Here is a 16,321-nt window from a genome sequence, read left to right as displayed (position 1 = left end):
TGGCGCATAAGATGATCGAAAAAATTTGGTTTGAGCGCCATTGGCTGGGTTGGCTGTTGTCACCGCTTTTGTGGCCATTAAGTCGTGTATTTAAATGGATAAGCGAACGTCGTCGTCAGCAATATCAATCCAATGCGAAAGCCAGTTACCGCGCTAAAGTGCCCGTGATTGTCGTGGGAAACATTACCGCCGGTGGTAATGGTAAAACGCCGGTTGTGATTTGGCTGGTGGAAACGCTGCTCGAATTAGGCTTTAAACCGGGCGTGGTGTCACGTGGTTATGGCGGTAAAGCGCCGCAGTATCCCTTTATGGTGCAGCAAGAGTCAACTCCCGCACAATCGGGTGATGAGCCTTTACTGATCAAGCGTCGCACGGGAGTGGCGGTGGTGGTCGATCCTATTCGCAGCCAAGCAGTACAAGCATTGGAAGCGCAAGGGGTCGATATTATTGTGACCGATGATGGTTTGCAGCATTATGCCTTGCAACGTGATATTGAATTTATTGTTATTGATGGTCAAAGACGTTTTGGCAATCAACAATTTATCCCATTTGGTCCTTTGCGCGAAGGCTTAGAGCGTTTATCGCAAGTGGACTTTTTGATAACGAATGGTGGTCAAGCGCAAAATCAAGAAATTGAAATGAGTTTGCAACCTAGCATGGCCATCAATTTAAAAACCGGTGATAAAAAATCGGTCAGTGACTTAACGCGTTTGGTTGCTTTTGCTGGTATTGGTCATCCTCCTCGATTTTTTAATACCCTGAGCGAGCTTAACGCTGCGGTGATCAAGACCCAAGGTTTTGCCGACCATCAAGATTTCGAACAAGCTGAACTTGATGCACTGGCAAAACAAGGCGATCACCTCATTATGACTGAAAAAGATGCGGTAAAATGTCACCAGTTTGCCCAAGATAATTGGTGGTACTTGCCGGTGTCTGCCAAGATCAGCGACCAGAACAAACAACATATTATTCAAAAAATTATTAAGGTAAAAAGCGGTTATGGATCATAGATTACTTGAGATTGTGGCGTGCCCTGTGTGTAAAGGCAAAGTGGTACTGGATAAAGAGAAACAAGAACTGATTTGTAAGTTTGATCGTCTTGCTTACCCGATTAAAGATGGCATTCCTATGATGCTTGAAGTGGAAGCTCGTAAGATGGGAATGGACGAGGGTCGATAATGTCTTTTACGGTTGTTATTCCTTCTCGCTATCAATCTTCGCGCTTGCCGGGTAAGCCTCTAGCCGATATTGGCGGAAAACCTATGGTGCAATGGGTGTACGATCAGGCAATGCAATCTGGCGCTGAGCGTGTGATTGTGGCAACTGATGATGCACGGATTAAATCGGTGGTGGAGAGTTTTGGTGGTGAAGTGTGTATGACCTCGCCCGATCATCAATCCGGCACGGAACGTTTAGCCGAAGTGATCGAAAAAATGGCGATTGCCGATGATCATATTATCGTCAATGTGCAAGGTGACGAACCTTTGATCCCGCCAAGCATTATTAAGCAGGTGGCGCATAATTTAGCCAATAGCATTACGCCAATGGCAACATTAGCGGTTGAAATTGATCATGAAAGTGAAGTGTTTAACCCCAATGCAGTCAAAGTGGTGACCGATCAAAATGGTTATGCTTTGTATTTTAGCCGCGCCTCTATTCCATGGGATCGTGATGCGTGGGCAACCGAGCCTAAAACGATTGTCCATCCATTAATGCGCCATATCGGAATTTACGCTTATCGTGCTGGCTTTATTAATACTTACATTGGTTGGCAGCCAAGTGCGCTTGAACAGATTGAATCATTAGAGCAACTGCGCGTGCTTTGGTATGGTGAGAAAATTCATGTTGCAGTGGCAAAAGAAGCGCCAGCAGCAGGGGTTGATACTCCAGAAGATTTGGAAGTGGTGCGACAGATCATTGCACAAAGGTAAGTGTGAGCGCTCGTTGTTGTACGGTATTTAAGCAATAAAAAAGCTCAGTTCGGTATTCTCTTTCTCGTTGAAAGAAGATAAGAACTGAGCTTTTTTGTGTTGCTATTATTTATTTACGCGGTAGTTTTGCTTCATTTTCAATACCATGTTAACCAAGAAGAACAGTACTGGGACTTCAATTAGTGGTCCAATTACACCCGCAAATGCTTGGTCAGAATTAATCCCAAACACGGCAATCGATACCGCAATGGCCAATTCAAAGTTATTACCGGTCTCGGTATAGGCGATAGAGGCATTTTTATCAAAATCGATACCGAGCTTTTTACCAATAAAGAAACTGCTAAAGAACATCACTACAAAATAAATCGTCAACGGAATCGCAATTAAAACCACATCCATTGGTAATTCAAACATCATTTCGCCTTTTAGGCTAAACATCAATACGATGGTCGCCAGCAACGCAATAAGCGTAATGGGTGAAATGCGCGGAATAAATACTTGGGTATACCATTGTTCTCCTTTCGCGGCGACAAGCCATTTACGGGGCTTTGTTGCGTAATTCGATGGAACTAAATGTGAAACTGACGATCAGATCGTTTACTCCCCACTAAACCATCGATATTCATACCAAAACCTCGTTATAAGACCAAAAACTGGAAGTTATATAATCAATCACTGATTAAACGTGGTTCACTGACTTTCTGGATTGATGAAGAAGCTATCCAAGAATGGAAAGAAGCTAAACAAGGGGTGCGTGGTAGACCTCGTATTTTCAGTGATTTAGCAATAACAACAGCGCTTATGGTAAAACGTATATTTTCAATGCCCTTAAGGGCATTGCAGGGATTTATTGATTCTGTATTTCAACATTGCTAATGTCCCGCTCACTTGCCCCCATTATTCTTGTATTAGTCGTAGGGCTAAAGAGGTTGAAGTCTCATTCAAAACGAAAGCTCGTGGCACGATACTCGACAATGCTATGAAGCCTTCGTATCAAAAAAGCCACCCCACTTGTGCCCCCAAGACTTGGTGCAGTCTTTTGGGAAAAGGGACATCCGCGAAATTTATCCGTCGGGTTTCAACAGTTTTATGGTTCTAATAAGCAGTGGAAAACACGGTTTGGGTATCATAAAAGGTCAATTTCAGAAACGGCAATGCATCGAGTGAAAAAGCTATTGGGCGGAACACTCAGCTTAAGAAATTATAATGCCCAAGTTGGAGAAGCTTACGCAATGATCAAAGCTTTAAATAAACTAACAGGGCTAGGTATGCCTAAAACTTACCGAATTGATTGAAATAATACCATTCTAGTGTTGTCACCTCTAAATTTGAATTACGCAACAAAGCTTTGTTAAAGTGAAAAAGATAATTGCAGAGAGAGGTAGGGTTTAGCCTATGAGAAATAACAAAAAACGCCAGCAATCTCAGCTAGCGTTGTCGATGTGAACGTTATTAATAAGCTACAGAAGAAGCCTAGAACGGCTGCCGAGTTCGATTTGGTTTCTTACCTGAGCTCGATGGTTGACTGGCATTCGGCTTCTTTGTCCGATTCGGTTTGTTCGAATTGGATGGGGTGGTTTTACCTTTTGCCTTAGCTTGTCCACCGTTCGCTTGCTCGGAGCGAGCTTGATGGGGCTTAGTGCTAGAAGAATGGTTGCCGTTATTTTTCGGGTTGCGATTTTTATTGTCGCCTGACTTCTGTTTTCGGCTATTTTCGTTGCGAGGATCTTCTTTACGAATATCCGGCTGACCACCATCATTTTTACTGGTGAAATTGGTGTGCTTGGTAGCAAAACGCTTAGCACCATGACGACCGGTTTGACGACGTTGCGCCGGTGTTAAGGTATTGGCCGCATCTTCAGCAGGGATCAGGCAGCTTGGTTTATCCCCAATAAGATGCTTTTTACCCATATTGATCAATGCTTCACGAATAAGCGGCCAGTTGGCAGGATCGTGATAACGCAATAATGCTTTATGTAAACGGCGTTGACGCTCACCTTTTGCCACTACCACATCTTCGCGTTGTTTATACTTCACTTTTTTCAGTGGATTGGTTTCTGAGTAATACATCGAAGTGGCATTGCACATAGGCGATGGGTAGAAGTTTTGCACCTGATCACACTCGTAACTATTGCTCTTTAACCATAAGGCTAAATTCAACATATCTTCATCTTCTGCGCCAGGATGAGCGGAGATAAAATATGGGATCAAATATTGCTTCTTACCGGCCTCTTTGCTGTATTTCTCAAACATATCTTTAAAAGTGTCATACGCGCCCATGCCCGGCTTCATCATTTTATCTAATGGGCCTTTTTCGGTATGTTCTGGGGCAATTTTTAGGTAGCCACCGACATGGTGTGTCACCAATTCTTTGACATATTCAGGCGATTGGATCGCAAGATCGTAACGTACGCCAGAGGCAATCATCACTTTCTTAATACCCGGCACTTTGCGCGCCGCGCGATATAAATTAATGGTGTGCTGATGATCGGTATCGAGCTTATTACAAGTACCAGGGAAAACGCACGATGGACGGCGGCAGTTTGCTTCGGCCTTTGGATCGGAGCAGCCTAAACGATACATATTCGCGGTAGGGCCACCAAGATCGGAAATTGTGCCAGTAAAACCAGGAACTTTATCGCGGATTTCTTCTAACTCGGTCAAGATCGATTGTTGCGAACGGTTTTGAATAATACGCCCTTCATGCTCGGTAATGGAGCAGAATGAACAACCACCAAAGCAACCGCGCATAATATTAACCGAGGTTTTGATCATGTCGTAAGCTGGGATCTTCGCTTTACCATACATAGGGTGCGGAATACGGGCATAAGGCAGACCAAACACAAAGTCCATTTCTTCAGTGGAAAGCGGAATAGGGGCTTGGTTAACCCATAACTCACGGTCACCATGTTTTTGAATTAGCGCACGACCAGAGTAAGGATTGGTTTCAAGGTGCATAACGCGAGTGGCATGCGCGTATAAAATACGGTCGTTATTCAGCTTTTCGAAAGGAGGTAGACGAACTGCGGTGGTTTTTGAATCGTGACGAGGTGTGCGATCCAATTTAATGTTCGCAGGTTGCATCTCAACCACTTGGGTTTTGGCCGCATCTTCTGCTTGTTGATCTTTTGATTGGGTGTCGCAGTTGCTTTCGACTTCATAAGGGTTGATCGGTACAAAGACGGCTTTGCTTGGTTTTTCAATTCGTGAAGAATCGATCACAGTGTAGCCTTCCGGTTCAGCGGCAATATTGATCGCAGTACCACGAATATTGGTCATGTCTGCAACCAGTTCATTGTTGGCAAGGCGATGCGCCACTTCAACTAAGGCGCGTTCCGCATTACCAAATAATAAAATATCGGCTTTGGCATCAAATAATACCGAACGGCGGACTTTATCTGACCAATAATCATAATGGGCGATGCGGCGTAAACTGGCTTCAATTCCGCCTAAAATAATCGGGGTGCCTTTGTAGGCTTCACGACAACGTTGCGAATAGACTAACACTGCGCGATCGGGGCGTTTGCCACCTTCGTTATTAGGAGTGTAAGCATCATCGTGACGTAGTTTGCGATCTGCGGTGTAGCGGTTGATCATCGAATCCATGTTACCGGCGGTGATACCAAAAAATAAATTCGGTTTGCCTAAGGTCATAAAATCGTTTTTATTGTCCCATTTCGGCTGGGCAATGATCCCCACTCGAAAGCCTTGAGATTCCAATAAACGGCCGATCACTGCCATACCAAAACTTGGGTGATCGACATAAGCATCACCGGTTACAATAATAATGTCACAGCTATCCCAACCAAGGGCGTCCATTTCTTTTCGACTGGTCGGTAAGAGAGGCGCTGGGCCAAAGCACTCGGCCCAATACTTAGGATATTGGTCGATAGGGGTTGGCTTCGATGAGAGTTGGATGTCGCTGTACATAAATTGACCTCTGATTTGGGATGCCAAAGTATACAGATTTCGTACTGAAACGACTAGTAGAAAGTAAAACTATTTTATCGTGATAGCCTCATTTTATAAGGGGTTAAGTCGGTATTCTGATAACTTAGTTAGCCTTTTTATTCTGCCAAATAAGCGTAAATTTTAAACGCTCTCTTTGTGGTATTTATAAGATATTACACAAGATTTTAAACCATAAATTTGCTAATATTCGCGTCATAAAAATAATGAAAACTGGAAGCTTTACTTTACTATGTATACTTATTTACTTAGCGTGATCCCCCCAATGCTGCTTGGCGCTCAAGTGGTTTTACTGGTTATTTTACTCAAAGGGGATATTTGCCCAGGACAGCGAGGTCGTATCCATAAGCAATTCCCCATTATTGCGGTTGCTTGGCTGGCGCTGGGGCTGTTGTATTGGCCGTTGGCATTGGTGGGGGCGCTTATTTTGTTCTTCTTCTCACAAGTCAAAGTGAAAAAAACACGCGATTCAGGACCGATTTGGTTGTTATATGTTGCGATCGCGGTGGCCGCATTCTTCAATATCCAACTTATATTAGGCGGCGATTGGGGCAATATGCTGTTTATGCTGGTGGCAATGGTGACACTCGGCGCAAGTTTGAGTCATGTGTTCTTACTGCTCGCTCGTTCACGCTTGCAAGCTTTTCATCGTTTATTGCCTGTGGTGGCGATCATTGGCGCGATGTTAGTCAGCATTGTGGTTTTATTGCAAAGCTCTCAATACAGCATCGCTTATATGCATGACATTACCTTGCCACTTATCGTGTGTTTTGTTTCTTTGATTGTCAGCGTGGTGTTTTCAAGTTGGCATTTGTTTACCCAAAAAACTATTCAAAAGACGCAACCTATTTGTGGCTTTATTGTGTCGTTTTCAGCCTTGGTTGGCTTTAGTTCATTATTGTTTCAATTTTAACCTGACTGAAAAGATCACAGAAAATTTATCGCGCACGGTCTATGCTTATTGCTAGATGTCCCGACATAAGCGACATCCTTTGATTTGATAAGCAGGAGCGTGACGATGGACTTAAGCAACGTAAAAAGAGTCGATAGTGTGATTTTACTGGGCATTGTGAACGAAAAATTACGCTTAGAATGCGACAGTTTTAATGAGTTGATCAGCATGTATGAAATGGACACTGAAGATCTGGTTGGTAAACTCGATATGCTAGGTTATCAGTATGATCCATTAACCAACCAGTTCAAAGCAAGATAAAACACATTCGATCAACCGCCCCTAAAAACTACGCCATCTTGATCCCATCTAAATGACTTTGGCACTGCTGCTTAGCGGTGCTAAAGAATGCGTCTAAATAACGTTTATCTTTTTCTGAATTTCTGACCGCGGCAAATAAACGTCGCCATAAGCCTTTATCATTTGGGGTATTGGAAATAAGCGGTTTGCTAGTAATTAATCCTTGGCGAGAAAACTCACTGATCGCCCAATTAGGCAGCGCCGCCACACCTAATCCAGCCGACACCATTTGCACCAACATTAAAGTATTGTCAGCCTGTTTCCACTTCGCAGGCTCAATTCCGGCAGGTTGGAGGAAGTGCTTTACCACATCTAAGCGTTGTTTTTGCACCGGATATGACAGCATAGTTTGTGATGCTAAATCTTCAGGGCTAATGAACTCTTTGTCTGCGAGTGGATGATTGGTGGCGGTGATCAAGCGCATTTCAAAATCAAATAACGGCTCATAATGCACCTCTGAGCGCGGCTGTATATCGGAAGTGATCACCAAATCTAGTTCACCTGACACTAATGCCGGCAAAGGTTCAAACCCAAAGCCAGAAGAAAAATCCAGCGTCACACTGGGCCAAGTGATTTGATATTCTTTCAGTGCTGGCATCAACCATTGAAAGCAAGAATGGCATTCGATCGCCATGTGCAAACGTCCATTAACATCTTCTTTTAAGCTGGCAATGTCATTCTCAGCCCGCGCCAGTTTAGGTAACAGTTCTTCTGCCAATGCTAATAAAATAGCGCCTTCTGAGGTGAATTTAACGGGCCGAGTCTTGCGCAAAAATAATTGGCCACCAAGGCGAGATTCTAACTCCTTTAATTGGTGAGATAAGGCCGATTGAGTTAAGTGCATCATGGTCGCCGTCGCGGTCAATGATCCGGTATCGCGTAATGCCACCAGCGTTTTTAAATGTTTAATCTCAATCATTGATCATCCTTAATCTGTTGTTTTCGATTGATTTATCCGTGCTTTGTTTATCAGGCTGATTTTTTACTCAGTGACCTGTTTTACCAAGTGACCTGTTGTACCAAGAGATCTATTTTACTGAGCGATTTATTTTCATAAGTGCTCTGTTTTAACAAGCTACTGGTTTCAGGCTTGGTTGTAAACGTCTAGATGTCCAAAAATGGATGGGGAACGCTCTATTTATGAAAAAAATTCATATTGATTGTGAATTTATAGACATTGCTCATGTTGCTGTGAAAAGGGATTATTTAGCCATCCAGACGGATTTATTTAGATAAGGATATTCATTATGACAACTTCAACGCATTCAACTAATAAAACCATTACTCACATTCTTGGCTATCCGCGAGTGGGAGACAAACGTGAACTTAAATTTGCCCAAGAGCAATATTGGAAAGGGCAGATCAATCAAGCCCAACTCAAACAAGTCGGCAGTGATTTACGCCAACGTCATTGGAATGATCAATCGACTAGTGGATTAAGCTATGTGGCGGCGGGCGATTTTGCTTGGTATGACCATGTATTAAGCACCAGTTTGTTACTCGGACATGTTCCGGCCAGACATTCTAACGGTGGTTTCCCTGATTTAGATACCTTATTTAAAGTGGCGCGTGGTCAATCGGCCTCAGAAGGCGACAGTTGTGGTTGTGGCTCTGTGCATGGCTCTGATCATGCGGGTGATAATAATGGCGCGGCCGCCGGTGACATGACCAAATGGTTTAACACCAATTACCATTACATCGTGCCCGAGTTTAGTCAAGAGGACAGTTTTCAAGTCAGTTGGCCGCAATTATTTGAAGAAGTAAACCAAGCCATTCAAGCCGGTCACAAGGTTAAACCAGTGTTACTTGGGCCATTAAGCTATTTGTATCTAGGCAAAGAAATTAATGCTGAAGAAGTTGACAATGGCTTTGATCGATTAAGCCTATTACCACGGTTATTATCGGCCTATCAAGCGATCTTGAGCAAACTAAAATCACTCGGGGTGGAATGGGTACAAATTGATGAGCCAATCTTAAGTTTAGAGTTAGAGGATAAATGGTCAAATGCTTTCAAATTGGCGTATCAGATCTTACAAAGTGATGTGAAAATCCTCTTAACCACTTATTTTGATTCGGTGGAAGATAACTTAGCCAAAATTGTGGAGCTTAATGTTGATGGCTTGCATATTGACTTATCGGCATCACCACAACAACTGGAAGCGGTTAATGCTGCGATCCCACAAGATTGGGTGTTATCGGTCGGGGTGATCAATGGGCGAAATGTGTGGCGCGCCGATCTGCAAACTTGGCTTGAAAAGCTGCAACCAGTCAAAGCGCAACGTGGAGATAAATTATGGGTAGCAAGCTCGTGTTCATTATTGCACAGTCCGATTGATTTAGAGCTTGAAACGGATCTCAGTGAAGAAGTAAAAAGTTGGTTTGCGTTTGCGAAACAAAAACTTAATGAGGTGAGTTTGCTAGGGGCGGCACTCGATGGAAATGGACATGCCATTGAAGCTTGTGCCACTTACAGTCAGCCAATTAAAGATCGCTTAACCGCCACGCATGTTAATAAACCTCAAGTTCAGCAACGCTTAAAGGGATTAACCAAGGCGCTAACCCAACGCAGTGCCAGTTATCCCGAGCGTGCTCAGCATCAAGCGCAAGTGTTAGGTTTGCCTTTATTGCCGACCACCACCATTGGATCTTTCCCTCAAACCGCCGACATTCGTCAGCAACGCAGTGCATTTCGCCGTGGTCAATTAAATGCGGATGATTATCAGCAAGCATTAAAAGGCCATATTCAAGATGCGGTTAAACGCCAAGAAGCGTTAGATCTTGATGTCTTAGTGCATGGTGAAGCCGAACGTAACGACATGGTGGAATATTTTGCCGAAAATCTTGCCGGCTTCCAAGTGACTCAATTTGGCTGGGTACAAAGCTATGGTTCACGCTGCGTAAAACCGGCCATTGTTGTGGCCGATATCGAGCGTGAAAAATCAATAACAGTTGATTGGTCGGTATACGCGCAATCTCTCACCTCAAAGCAAATGAAAGGCATGCTGACCGGTCCGGTGACGATCCTTTGTTGGACTTTTCCACGCGAAGATATCACTCGCAAACAAATTGCCGACCAACTGGCGTTTGCCCTACGTGATGAAGTCGAGGATTTACAGCGAGCGGGAATTAATATTATTCAAATTGATGAGCCAGCTATTCGTGAAGGGTTGCCACTGAAAAAACGCGATCATAAAGCATATTTAGACTGGGCAGTGGACGCATTTAAAATATCAGCTTCCAGCGCGAAACCAGAAACTCAAATTCATACCCACATGTGTTACAGCGAGTTTAATGAGATCATCGATTCAGTTGCCGCGTTAGATGCCGATGTGATCACGATTGAAACCTCGCGTTCAAATATGGCGTTATTAAAAGCGTTTGAAGAATTTAATTACCCTAATGAAATTGGACCGGGGGTTTACGATATCCATTCGCCTAATATTCCAAGCCAACAATGGATCGTGAGTTTATTAAAAACGGCCGCCACTAAAATTCCGATTGAGCGTTTATGGGTCAATCCAGATTGCGGATTAAAAACCCGTAACTGGACAGAAACCGAAGCGTCATTAAAAAATATGGTCGCTGCGGCTAAAACATTACGTCAACTCTATCAAGTGACCGATACGGTTAAGGCCGAAGAGTTAGAGACAGAATTAAGCTAACCACATTTATATTAAAGCCTAATTGTCACAATTAGAGAGCAATAAAGCACCGCAGTTAATAGCTGCGGTGTTTTTAGTGGGGGAACTATTGAGTGGCACAAATAACATTAAAGCGAATAGGGGACAGGTGTTGGCGAACATCGATTTTATTATTAATCCGACGAATCGTTTCATTGGATGTGAGCCAGAATTGTGATTTAGCTGCATACTCAATTACAAATTTCGTGTCGGATAATAGCGCTTTATAATCACTGAAATTAGCAATATGGGCATCGGCGCTGCGACACACTTCTTGAGCTTGTTGATAGGTAAATAGCCCTAAGTTGGTGTCATTATAGTGAGTCACATTTCCTTGATATTGGTTGCCATAGATGGGTAACAATAAATGAGTCTTAGCTTGTTGTTGCACCAATAGCATTTGAGGCAATATTTTCACCGATGATTTACTTTTGATCAATGTGATATTGGTCAGTGGGGTATATTTAATTAAGGCATCTTTATAGCCGAAAGAATGCATAATGGCTTGCACTCGATACACATCGCTCAATGCCAAAGGGCCAATAAAAAGGCGAAAGCCTTGTTTAAAAAGTTGATGGGTTTGAGGTAAGCCGTGTTTTTGTTGATATTGCATTTTTAGTTTTTCATAACTGGCGATATCAACATACTTAAACTGTACAAAATAGACTGATTTTTTGGCAATGCTTTGATTGGTATGATCAAAAATGTTCAGCTGGCAGTTTTGTGAAAGTTGCTGATCGGAATACACACTGGCTTGAGTGATTTCACAGGCTTGAGCGGGTAAGACAAGGACGATAAGTAGAATGAAAATAGACTTCAACAATCAAATCACCTTATATCAAGTCGAGGGAATAAACCAAAATAACGTAAATATCAGTAAAAGTCAGCACTAATAACATAGAGTTAACATTGAATTTGAATATTTGAAAATATGATACGTTGATCTCCCTTGTAATAAGTGAGGCTTTTAATACCAGATATCTAGGCGGCAAATCCACCGAAACAACGCTTTATCGATCCAATTAATAAACGCTACCCGACCTTACCATTCTTTGATGAGCGTCATTTCCAAAATCTCTATGATATCGTCTCGGTTGAGCCGGTAAAAGAGCAAGATAAAGTGATGATGGGGATGCTGAAATCTCTTGGAATAGAGAAGGGTAAGCCTTTTGCACCGGATGCTATCACTAAAAAAGCCATGCGCCAAGGGGCCATTGATGCTTGGTATTATGTGCAGCATTGGTATGATAATCCACCGAAGCGTTTTTTCTTCTGGTCGAATCGTCACTACGCATCATTACTACAATCTGATGCCAATAAGCGTTTTTCATTCACATACGATGACAGTATTGATATAACCGCGCGTGCGGCTCAATACGTATGGTGTACCTATGTGCCGAAAGTACTAAGCGATACACCAGCCAATTGGTACTTAGCCGCAATGGATGATGCCGATGGCAATAAGTTGGAAGCAGGTAAGCTGTATAAAGTCACCGTACCGACGAATATGCCGGTCAAACAATTCTGGGCATTAACGGTTTATGATCGCGCCACCTTCTCATTTATTTATACCCCGTCCTCGAGGACTACATTATCTTCATACGATATGGATAAAATGAAGAAAAATAGCGACGGTAGCGTAACACTTTATGTGGACCCAAAAGCGCCAAAAGGATTTGAAGAGAACTGGATCCCAACCGCCGGTAAACGTCCATTACCAACGTTCCGTTACTATGGCGCAACGAAAGAACTGCATAATAAAACCTTTGTGATGCCAGATTTTACTTTAGTAAAGTAGAACGCGAATCAGTCAAGTGGCTAAGATATTAAGAAACCGGAAATAAAAAGGTCAGAGTTTACGTTTTAACCGTAAATTCGGACCTTTTTTTCGATGCTAAGATAAACCACTATTATTAAATATAAAGCAATCTATTAACCATTTATATTGAGTCGTATAAATGCTGTTATTGGTTATTGCACCCAGTCTTTTAACACAAAAGTCAGCGTATGTTCATCATTTGAAAGCTCTAAACTTTGCTTGTTAAGATCAATGGTGCTCCAAGCCGATAGCGTACTGGCGACAGCGCGCTCAGTGGTCATCGCATCGCCTTGGCACATCTTCATGGTCATCGCCATTTTACTAATACGAAACTCGCCCGTTTCAGCATTAATTTCCGCCATGCCACGGTAAGAATTACAACCAGTAGAACCGTGTGAGTTCATGTTCTCACCAATTTCAATATCAGGCACTTGGCCAAATTTATTTTCAGCGACCGGCGTACCATCTATTTCGCTTAATTCCCAGTGATGATGCTGCAAGTCACTTGGGGTAACCATGCTGACTTTGTCTTGAGAAGAGCAGGCAGCCAGTAATAACGATAAGCTAACCAAAGGAATAATTTTTTTCATGGTGATCTCCGAACAATAGGCGATCGCTTAGATGGCATAAATACAGCTAAGCGATAAAGCAAGCTAAAGTATAATAAAAATCAAGCCGATGAATAGCAAAACAATCGTTATATTAACATTCGTTTACTTAACGATTGTTTTATACTCAATAAATAAAGGTATGTTAAATCTTCGCTAGGCTTAAAAAATAGACGCAACGGATGAGGTGGTGGTATGGAGCAACTTGAATTTTTTACTGTCCCCAGTCCTTGTGTTGGCGTGTGTAGCGTGGATGCTAAAGGTTATTGCCAAGGTTGCATGCGTAAACGTGAGGAGCGCTTTAACTGGCTCGCCTACACTGCTGCCGAGCAACGTCACATTATCAAACTGTGTAAACAACGTTACTACCGCCAGCAACTGGCATTGCGAAATCAAAAGCGTAATCAAAAAAACAGCATTCCAATCACTCAAGTCGAAGAGGAAGAACTGCCGCCGCAAGGGAGTTTGTTTTAAAGGCGAATTGAAATAGCACAAAGCAATACTACAAAGAAATAGTACAAAGCAATAGAACAAACGATGATGGGATTGCAAAACGGCGAAAGCCCGATGTTGGTAGCATCGGGCTTTCTATGTTTCTTGCTATTTCTAGCCTGAGCATCGAGTGGTAAATTCGAGTCTCATTTTACCTTTTATGCAAAAGGTGGATTTAAACGAATCTAAGATGGGATCTTAAACGCGGATGAAATCCATGTGCTCAACTTTTGGCTTAAATGCGTGGCGTTGAACGTCTTGTGGCTTAACTTTTACTTCTTTGCCATCAACTACTAGAGTGATTGCTTCGTAAAACTCAGGCTTATCCATTTGGTTGATCACGTCAGAGTGGATCAATGCGATAGATACTGGAGCTGCTTCACCACCGTAGATGATTGCAGGGAATTGTCCAGTTAGACGTAGGCGGCGGCTCGCACTCTTACCTAGTTCAGTACGTACTACTGCTTCAAATTTCATAGTATTTACTCTCAAATTAGTAAATTAAAAGATGTTTAATCACATAGCGACCTAGTGATTAAGCGTTGCTTCAAGATTATTGATCAACAATAAGGCTTGAAACGAGCGCGGATACTACCATTGCAGAGTTTATTGAGCAAGATGTTAACTCAATTCTTCTGAAAAAATCTTATCTCTTATTTTCCAAAATCGACCGACCTTTCTGGCAATAATAAATAATGGCAATCGAAAGCGATGCTGATGGTTAACCACTTGAGTCGGAGAGCTTTGTTCAAACGCGCGATGCCTATCAGCAAGATGGGGGCGTACAAATTGTTCGGCAAAGTTCTGCTTTTGCTTTTTAGTGGTTAAAGACCAAAATTCATGTACTTGAGCGTGTTGGTCTTGCTCGGTTGATTCGCCTAAATAGCTGACTTTAAGTTGCGACTTACCGTTGTTGTCCTTATGAACATCCAGCTGCATGTCGGTACATTCAAACACTAACGCATCTTTAAGGTTTAAGGCATCGCGCAGCTTTTTATCTGGGTCAACTAAGGTGGCATCGCATTGGTGGCAGATACGCGCGGCAATGTCGTTATCAGCGCCACATTCGCCACAGAATTTAGCTTTAAAACGATAACCGCAATGTTCGCGCTGGCCGGTCGGCTTATCCTCATCATCCAATACTTCAAAATAGCCTTGGCAGCGACGACCATAATGTTCAATTAACATGCCGTTATTGTCGAGTTTACCCCAGAAGGTATTATTAAAGCCGCAAGCAGGACATGGGATGGTGACGGTGTCACTTGTTGGGTCGGGTTTGGGTTCGCCCACTTCGGGTTGATATAAATCGTAATTATTGCCGGCATAATCGAGCACTAAACATTCTTGCTTGTTTTCAGCTAAGCGCAAACCGCGACCGATGATCTGCTGATACAAACTGACCGATTCGGTTGGACGTAAAATAGCGATTAAATCCACATGCGGCGCATCAAAACCTGTGGTCAGTACCGAAACATTGACCAGATATTTGATTTGTTTATTTTTAAACGCGTTAATGATGCGGTCGCGTTCTAGTTGGTGGGTGTCGCCAATCACCAAGGAAGATTGAGCGTGTGGCAGTAAGCCTAATATTTCTTGTGCATGGCGCACAGTGGCAGCAAAGATCATGATCCCTTGCTTGTGTTCGGATAACTCAATAATTTGCTCTACGATTTGCGGCGTGGCGCGCTTTGACTGCTCGATCACCAAATCCAACTCAGACTCTTTATAACGTCCAGCTAAAGCGGGTTTTAAGTGAGAAAAATCATAACTGAGCACTGGTGCATCGATCATTTTAGCTGGCGTTAAGAAGCCTTCATCAAGCAAATACTGGATAGGCAGTTCAAAAATACAATCACGGAAAAAACGCGCGTCTTGTGATTTAACTTGGCCACGTTTACCTCGCACATGATATTGATAAATCCAACCCATGCCTAAGCGATAAGGGGTGGCGGTTAACCCTAAAATTTTGATCCCAGAGTTAACGCTTTGCAAATGTGAAATGACTTTACGGTAGCTGCTTTTAGGGTTATCGGGCACGCGGTGACATTCATCAATCACCAACAATGAAAACTGATTGGCAAATAAATCAAGATTGCGCACCACAGATTGTACCGAAGCAAACACCACTTGCTGTTCGGTTTCTTTGCGCCCCAGCCCTGCGGAAAATATCGACCCTTTTAATGGTTGGTCATCGGTGGAATAGCTTTCGTATTTGGCATGATTTTGCTCGACCAGTTCTTTTACGTGAGTCAGCATCAACACTCGACCTTTAGCTAAACGCGCCAGTTCGGCGATCACTAAACTTTTGCCTGCCCCTGTTGGCAGCACAATCACCGCAGGATCGCTATTAGAACGAAAGTAATGGATCACCGATTTAACCGAATCGGCTTGGTATGGACGTAAAGTAAACATGATGATAGACAGTAAAGAGAACAGAAAAGTAGGGTACTGAGATCGAGGTGATATTGCTAGAGGGTGTGGGTTGCGAAGCTGAAATAAATGATCAGATTAGATAGATAAAACAAAGCCCACTGCGGTGAGTGGGCTTGGATGGTGATGCATAAAGCGAG

At 43.0% G+C, this 16,321-nt stretch carries 14 protein-coding genes and 2 pseudogenes; 9 read left to right on the top strand and 7 right to left on the bottom strand.

Annotated features, from left to right (window positions below; translation table 11 throughout):
- Nucleotides 1-11 precede the first annotated feature (11 nt).
- From lpxK to kdsB, 3 genes are read left to right on the top strand one after another with little or no spacing between them, the layout of a single operon-like run.
- Nucleotides 12-1,010, top strand: a complete 999-nt coding sequence (gene lpxK, locus GFB47_RS06590) for a tetraacyldisaccharide 4'-kinase (protein WP_153447260.1) — start codon at nt 12-14, stop codon at nt 1,008-1,010.
- Nucleotides 1,000-1,179 carry a Trm112 family protein gene (locus tag GFB47_RS06585; RefSeq protein WP_153447259.1) on the top strand — a complete coding sequence of 60 codons (180 nt, stop codon included), beginning with the start codon at nt 1,000-1,002 and terminating at the stop codon, nt 1,177-1,179. Before lpxK ends, GFB47_RS06585 begins: the two co-directional genes overlap by 11 nt.
- On the top strand, nt 1,179-1,931 hold the full coding sequence (kdsB, locus tag GFB47_RS06580) for a 3-deoxy-manno-octulosonate cytidylyltransferase (protein WP_153447258.1): 753 nt from the start codon (nt 1,179-1,181) through the stop codon (nt 1,929-1,931). The genes GFB47_RS06585 and kdsB overlap by 1 nt, the downstream gene beginning before the upstream one ends.
- A 105-nt stretch (nt 1,932-2,036) precedes the next feature.
- Here the strand turns inward: kdsB and GFB47_RS06575 are convergent.
- A pseudogene (locus GFB47_RS06575) lies at nt 2,037-2,474 on the bottom strand (arsenic resistance protein); the annotation flags it as partial.
- A gap of 81 nt (nt 2,475-2,555) precedes the next feature.
- Between GFB47_RS06575 and GFB47_RS06570 the strand changes: the two are divergent.
- Nucleotides 2,556-3,226, top strand: a pseudogene (locus tag GFB47_RS06570) (transposase).
- A gap of 178 nt (nt 3,227-3,404) precedes the next feature.
- On the opposite strand, the gene GFB47_RS06565 reads toward GFB47_RS06570, so the two are convergent.
- Nucleotides 3,405-5,861, bottom strand: coding sequence for a YgiQ family radical SAM protein (locus GFB47_RS06565; protein WP_153447257.1), 2,457 nt, complete (start codon nt 5,859-5,861; stop codon nt 3,405-3,407).
- A gap of 271 nt (nt 5,862-6,132) precedes the next feature.
- Here GFB47_RS06565 and GFB47_RS06560 point away from each other — a divergent pair, with 271 nt between their 5' ends.
- Both GFB47_RS06560 and GFB47_RS06555 read left to right on the top strand, forming a co-directional pair.
- Nucleotides 6,133-6,813 (top strand): hypothetical protein, encoded by a 681-nt coding sequence (locus tag GFB47_RS06560; protein WP_153447256.1) that lies wholly within the window; start codon nt 6,133-6,135, stop codon nt 6,811-6,813.
- Nucleotides 6,814-6,918: 105 nt separating this feature from the next.
- Nucleotides 6,919-7,113, top strand: coding sequence for a DUF4250 domain-containing protein (locus tag GFB47_RS06555; RefSeq protein WP_153447255.1), 195 nt, complete (start codon nt 6,919-6,921; stop codon nt 7,111-7,113).
- A 28-nt stretch (nt 7,114-7,141) separates the two neighbouring features.
- On the opposite strand, the gene GFB47_RS06550 is transcribed toward GFB47_RS06555, so the two are convergent.
- Nucleotides 7,142-8,071 carry a LysR substrate-binding domain-containing protein gene (locus tag GFB47_RS06550; RefSeq protein ID WP_153447254.1) on the bottom strand — a complete coding sequence of 310 codons (930 nt, stop codon included), beginning with the start codon at nt 8,069-8,071 and terminating at the stop codon, nt 7,142-7,144.
- Nucleotides 8,072-8,399: 328 nt separating this feature from the next.
- On the opposite strand from GFB47_RS06550, the gene metE reads away from it, so the two are divergent.
- The gene (gene metE, locus GFB47_RS06545) at nt 8,400-10,814 is read left to right on the top strand and encodes a 5-methyltetrahydropteroyltriglutamate--homocysteine S-methyltransferase (RefSeq protein ID WP_153447253.1); all 2,415 of its coding nucleotides are present in this window, start codon (nt 8,400-8,402) and stop codon (nt 10,812-10,814) included.
- Between the two features lie 85 nt (nt 10,815-10,899).
- Here the strand turns inward: metE and GFB47_RS06540 are convergent, their stop codons facing one another.
- Complete coding sequence (locus GFB47_RS06540) at nt 10,900-11,655, bottom strand: hypothetical protein (RefSeq protein ID WP_153447252.1); 756 nt, start codon at nt 11,653-11,655, stop codon at nt 10,900-10,902.
- Nucleotides 11,656-11,964: 309 nt separating this feature from the next.
- Here GFB47_RS06540 and GFB47_RS06535 point away from each other — a divergent pair, with 309 nt between their 5' ends.
- Entirely contained in the window at nt 11,965-12,630 is a 666-nt protein-coding gene (locus GFB47_RS06535; protein WP_218619080.1) for a DUF1214 domain-containing protein, read from the top strand.
- A gap of 173 nt (nt 12,631-12,803) precedes the next feature.
- Here the strand turns inward: GFB47_RS06535 and GFB47_RS06530 are convergent, their stop codons facing one another.
- The gene (locus GFB47_RS06530; protein WP_153447250.1) at nt 12,804-13,241 is read right to left on the bottom strand and encodes an META domain-containing protein; all 438 of its coding nucleotides are present in this window, start codon (nt 13,239-13,241) and stop codon (nt 12,804-12,806) included.
- Nucleotides 13,242-13,454: 213 nt separating this feature from the next.
- Here GFB47_RS06530 and GFB47_RS06525 point away from each other — a divergent pair, with 213 nt between their 5' ends.
- Entirely contained in the window at nt 13,455-13,733 is a 279-nt protein-coding gene (locus GFB47_RS06525; protein ID WP_153447249.1) for a DUF1289 domain-containing protein, read from the top strand.
- A gap of 216 nt (nt 13,734-13,949) precedes the next feature.
- On the opposite strand, the gene rplY is transcribed toward GFB47_RS06525, so the two are convergent.
- Both rplY and GFB47_RS06515 read right to left on the bottom strand, forming a co-directional pair.
- Nucleotides 13,950-14,228 (bottom strand): 50S ribosomal protein L25, encoded by a 279-nt coding sequence (gene rplY, locus GFB47_RS06520; RefSeq protein WP_153447248.1) that lies wholly within the window; start codon nt 14,226-14,228, stop codon nt 13,950-13,952.
- Between the two features lie 144 nt (nt 14,229-14,372).
- Nucleotides 14,373-16,163: a DEAD/DEAH box helicase gene (locus tag GFB47_RS06515; protein ID WP_153447247.1), complete on the bottom strand. Its 1,791-nt coding sequence runs from the start codon at nt 16,161-16,163 to the stop codon at nt 14,373-14,375.
- Nucleotides 16,164-16,321: the final 158 nt, after the last annotated feature.

It is taken from the genome of Vibrio algicola, assembly GCF_009601765.2.
Taxonomy (GTDB): Bacteria; Pseudomonadota; Gammaproteobacteria; order Enterobacterales; family Vibrionaceae; genus Vibrio; species Vibrio algicola.
Note: the sequence above shows the minus strand (reverse complement) of the source record. Positions and strands in the feature narration are given on the sequence as shown.